This is a genomic window from Nostoc sp. JL23, assembly GCF_017115065.1.
GTDB classification, from domain to species: Bacteria; Cyanobacteriota; Cyanobacteriia; order Cyanobacteriales; family Nostocaceae; genus Nostoc; species Nostoc punctiforme_A.
Map to the genome: position 1 here is coordinate 1 of NZ_JABXKN010000088.1, position 4,933 is coordinate 4,933.

Here is a 4,933-nt window from a genome sequence, read left to right on the forward strand (position 1 = left end):
TTAGAGTTAGTGTAACTATCTATGTAAAGTTTTGTATCAGTATTCAACATTTCTGGATTATACATGGACTATGCTAGTTATTAATAGCACAGAACTTGGCGCGGTTGAACTTAAGGAAAAAATTGATAAAGCATTTGAGCAAGATTTTGTTGAGCGGTTTTTTATTGACCAAGAAGATGTAAATGCCAGCTTTCAGTTAGGAATAGAAGTAGCTATGAAAAAACTGCGCGATAATTATCGTTACACTTTCATTAACGATGTAATCTCAGAAATGAAAGGTTGGGGTTGTTTTCACGCAGAAACATTTTAAAAACTGAATAAAAGCTTGATTACTTGCCAATTATTTAGCTTTTGGCTACAAGAAAAATTTGAAATTTCAAGAAACTCCAAAACTTAATTCCTTACTTTGTTGGTTACAACTAAACAATGGCAGTGCTTTCAAGAGCCAATGTTGCCCACCTTTCTTGCCTCTTTGCGATCGCTTACTGCTTTCATACAACGAGTTATTTATTGCACTGATGAAAGAATACTTTGACGAAAATCAGTACAATACCACAGTTAACAAGAAAGACTTCAGAAGTCAGGAACCTGAATTCAATTCTGACTTGTGACAACTGACTTCAATTTCAGCTTATTCTAGAAAATACCCTCTTCAACACACGGGTAAAACAACGGCTAATGCTTGATTATTTGACGGCGGGTATTGCATTGGGGGCGACTATATAAATCTCATCTAGGTTGAAACCCGTAGTTTTTCCGTATCGGGTTTGAGATGAGTTATAACCCACACTCGATATTGAGTTTTATTTAGAATGAAAGGGCTTATTTAAATTTTTTGAGCAAACAAAAGAACCGATAAATAGGGTTTAGTAACATATCCCCCATGAGCATTTAATATCTGTATAATAGCATCAGAGAAATCCTGCTTTTCAGTTTCAGTAAATTCTTGATAAGCAGTTTGAGTTTTCAAAAGACCTAGATATCGCTCTGCATCATAATCAATAGACCAAGGATATTGTTTGACCACTAGGTTTTTGAAACAAAAACTATTTAATATCCAGTTTTCTCTTTTTTTTATTAGTGATTCAACTGAGGATGGTTTAGCATTAGATATTGTAGGTACATATTTTTGAAACTTTTCTTTGAGCGCCTGAAATATTGAAGTATCGGGTAAAATAGAGAAATTCCAAAAAAACGCAATATAACCTTTTTCTTTTAAAGCTTGTGCAACTTTTGGATACCCTTTTTCACGATTTACCCAATGAAAAGCTTGAGCAGATATTGCTAAATCAAAGGCTTTTGGGCGTAAATTCCAATCCTCTAAAGTAACTGTCTCAAATGTCACCTTTGGATATAAACGCATATTTTGAGATGCTATTGCAATCAGTCTTTCACCTGGCTCTAAACAGCAGATAGCATAGCCCTTTTCAGCAAAAGGAACAGTTCCCTTACCTGTCCCTGTTCCAATATCTAAAATTGAAGCTGAATCTGGAAGATTAGCCATCTCAATTACATCTTCAATCAATTGAGATGGATAGCTAGGGCGTGCTGCATCATAGATTTCTGCAACTTCATTAAAGGACTCACTACGTTTTCTGTTCATCACTGATAAATCCACAAACGTATTTTGCTCCCGATCGCTTTCGCTCGGATTTTAGAAAATATTAACAGTTTTACCACTAGAGAAAAAGCCTCTGTCTCCAATCCAATTTGACAAGACGCTACCGCTACTATTAATCTGTATAATTGGTAATCATTCGGGTGCAGGGTGCAAGTCTGTACTAAAAATAATTCAGAGACCAACCGAGAAACTTTTACCATGATTTATGACAAAAGCTTTATCCTGGCTTATTAAGGGCAGTAGTTTGTTTTGTCTATTGCCTTGGGAGCCAATTGCGGCACAAATTGTTCCCGATGCAACCCTAAGAGTCAACTCCAGCGTCACACGAGAGAGTAATAATACCAGTGCGATAACGGGAGGAACCCAAGTTGGAAGCAATTTGTTCCATAGCTTTGGACAGTTTTCTGTACCCACAGGAAACGCAGTCTACTTCAAAAATGCCCCAGACATCCAAAACATTTTGACAAGAGTGACGGGTAGCTCAATATCTAATATTGATGGTTTAATTCGAGCTAACGGCATAGCCAACGTATTTCTTATTAATCCCAATGGGATTATTTTTGGGCCGAATGCTTCACTGAACATTGGCGGCTCGTTTTTCGGCACTACTGCTAGTAATATTAAATTTGCTGATGGCATCTCCTTCGATGCTAAACCCCTTAGTGGTGCAGAACCGTTGTTGACAGTGAGCGCGCCTGTGGGATTAGGATTTGGGACAAATCCTGGAAATATTCGCGTCGTCTGCAAGTTCTTGTTTTTCAGGATCTCAGTGGTAAAAAGATATAAAAATGATCTCACCTCAATGTTGCTTTAAATATCTTTTTTCAGGCATTCTAGGGCTGTCTCTAATTTTAATTCAATCATCTTCCCCTGCCCAGACTGTAAAAAAAGAAAAAGAATTTCTCAAAAATCAAGCGGTATCCCTGACTTCTTCAGGTCACGAACAATTAGCTCTAGATCAGGCGAATGAAGCTTTAAAAACTTGGCAGGAATCTACGAAAATTTATCGTCAACTAAACGATCAAGAGGGAATTACGGAAAGCCTGATTAATCAAAACCTTGCTTTTCAAGCATTAGGATTACATAAACAAGCTTGCAATACACTTTTAGAAGCTTTAAAGTTGAATACAATTCTAGGTATTTGCGACACGACTTTGCAGCAACCTGCTCTTGCTCAAAAAGAGCAACTGATGGCAGTAATCGGTAAGCAGAAACCAACATCAGTTAATTTGCTTGGATTACAGAATCTAGGAGAAGTCTTGCGGATTTTAGGTAAGTTAAATGAATCGGAAACAGTTCTACAAGAAACATTAACGCTGGCAAAACTTGTATCCTCATCAAAGATTAGTGGAATTTATCTGTCTCTGGGTAATATCGAACAGTCAATTTATCAGCAATTGCAAGATAAATATTCTTGGATAGAGGAACCACTTTTTCGAGAGCAGATTGCTAACATTATTCCACAAAAAGCGCAAAAATCACTCTGGTATTATCAAACACTAGAAAACATCCCAAATATTTCCAAATCAGCTAAACTGCAAGCTCAGTTGAATCACTTAACTTTACTGATCAGTTGGGAACAATGGCTCGGTCATCAACAAAATCAAGCGAACCTTCATCAGAAAGTTAATCAACAGATCCGAGTATTGGTAAATCAAATAGATGAAAATTCTTCTGCCTTTTTGGAGTTATCACCTGAGCCATCTATTCATGCTCGGTTGAATTTTGCTAATAACCTCAACCAGATCCCAGATGAACAATTGAAATCAGTAGCGATTCGATATGCTAAATTAGCATTAAAAATGGCTGAAACTATTAATAGTATCCGATGGTTATCCTATAGTTTTGGTACTTTGGGCAAATTATCAACTCAAACAGAACAAAAACAGGCATATTTTAAGAAGGCTTTAGGATTCGCTCAATCAATTCGGGCTTGGGATATCGCCTACCAATGGCAGCAGCAGTTAGGACTAATTTACCAAAAGCAGGGAAAAACTGAGTTAGCGATTCAGAACTATAATGCTGCGATCGCAAACATGACTGAAGTGCGTGATAGTCTTTTGTCAACTAACGGAGATTTGCAGTTCTCTTTTCAGTCAGAAATGGAGCCCACATATCGTAATTATATGCGATTACTCTTAACATCACCTAATCCTGATCTAAAAAGAGTAATACAGATAAACGAAGGATTGCAGATAGCACGCTTAGAAAACTTTCTCAGATGTGGCAAGCTTGACCTTGTTGCTTTGAATCAGCTTCAGAACCTCAAGAGCGCCCCAACAGTAATTCACATTATTGATTTAGGGGATACTATAGAAGTAATTGCTCAGTCAACAGATGGCTCACTTCATCACCATTCTATTGAATCTAAACTAGTTCGATTCCAGATAGATCATCTTTTAGAAGCTTTACAAAATGAAAAATTTTCTGAAGTAGGCGAAAGTAACATTACTACTTCTTCTCAAGAAATTTATGAAAAGCTAATTGCACCAATTCAAACATATCTACCCACATCAGGAACACTCGTATTCACTTTAGACAAATCTTTCCAAAGCATACCAATGGCATTGTTGTATGATGGAAAACATTATCTAATAGAGCGTTACAGTATTGCAGAAACTTTAGGTTCTAGAATTAGACAGCCTAGAGTCTTACATCAAAACCAGATGATAGCTTTAATAGCTGGACTATCAAAATTTAGCCCCAGTTATACAGATCCAAATGCACCTAAAAATATGGAGAGTTTGCTCCCATCTAAACAAGAAATAAAAAATGTAGAAGAACAAACTAAATCGTCAGTCGCCTTGTTAGACAAGAAGTTTACCCTTAATAGGTTCAAAGAAGAACTAACTCAAAATAATTTTCCTATTGTACATATTACTACCCACGGTCAATTTAGTTCTGACCCACTCAAAACAGTACTGGTTGCCTATGACAAGCTAATTAATATTAGAGACTTTGACAGCTTAATCAGAAGTAAAACTGAAAATAGTCAAGATGCAATTGAGTTACTTGTTCTCAGCGCCTGCGAAACAGCTAAAGGCAACAAGCAGTCAGCAATGGGTATTGCAGGAATGGCTGCTACCGCAGGTGCGCGTAGTACTGTTGCTACTTTGTGGCGCGTGGATGCCGATTCTACCGCTTTGCTTATGCAAGAATTTTATAAAGGTTTGAACAATGGCTTGCCAAAAGCAGAAGCACTACGTCAGGCACAATTGAGTTTACTGTCAAATCCTAAATATAAGAAGGCTTATTATTAGACTCATCCTTAATATAAATAACATGGGATAATAAAAAGCTGGAGTAAAAATT

The 4,933-nt window shown here is 37.0% G+C and carries 4 protein-coding genes and 1 pseudogene; 4 read left to right on the forward strand and 1 reads right to left on the reverse strand.

Features of this window, described 5'->3' with window-relative positions; genetic code table 11:
- The first annotated feature begins 31 nt into the window (after nt 1-31).
- Both HWQ42_RS17360 and HWQ42_RS17365 read left to right on the forward strand, forming a co-directional pair.
- Nucleotides 32-310: a DUF1186 domain-containing protein gene (locus tag HWQ42_RS17360; RefSeq protein WP_292814318.1), complete on the forward strand. Its 279-nt coding sequence runs from the start codon at nt 32-34 to the stop codon at nt 308-310.
- 58 nt (nt 311-368) lie between these two features.
- Nucleotides 369-611: a hypothetical protein gene (locus tag HWQ42_RS17365; RefSeq protein ID WP_292814320.1), complete on the forward strand. Its 243-nt coding sequence runs from the start codon at nt 369-371 to the stop codon at nt 609-611.
- A 215-nt stretch (nt 612-826) separates the two neighbouring features.
- Here HWQ42_RS17365 and HWQ42_RS17370 read toward each other — a convergent pair whose 3' ends face one another.
- Nucleotides 827-1,618 carry a class I SAM-dependent methyltransferase gene (locus tag HWQ42_RS17370; RefSeq protein WP_292814322.1) on the reverse strand — a complete coding sequence of 264 codons (792 nt, stop codon included), beginning with the start codon at nt 1,616-1,618 and terminating at the stop codon, nt 827-829.
- A 208-nt stretch (nt 1,619-1,826) separates the two neighbouring features.
- On the opposite strand from HWQ42_RS17370, the pseudogene HWQ42_RS17375 reads away from it, so the two are divergent.
- Nucleotides 1,827-2,357: pseudogene (locus HWQ42_RS17375) on the forward strand (filamentous hemagglutinin N-terminal domain-containing protein); the annotation flags it as partial.
- Between the two features lie 52 nt (nt 2,358-2,409).
- Nucleotides 2,410-4,881 (forward strand): CHAT domain-containing protein, encoded by a 2,472-nt coding sequence (locus tag HWQ42_RS17380; protein WP_292814325.1) that lies wholly within the window; start codon nt 2,410-2,412, stop codon nt 4,879-4,881.
- The last annotated feature ends 52 nt before the right edge of the window (nt 4,882-4,933 follow it).

Coding starts and splice junctions, on each gene's coding strand:
- HWQ42_RS17380 (WP_292814325.1), top strand. CDS start 2,410: ATGATCTCACCTCAATGTTGCTTTAAATATCTTTTTTCAGGCATTCTA.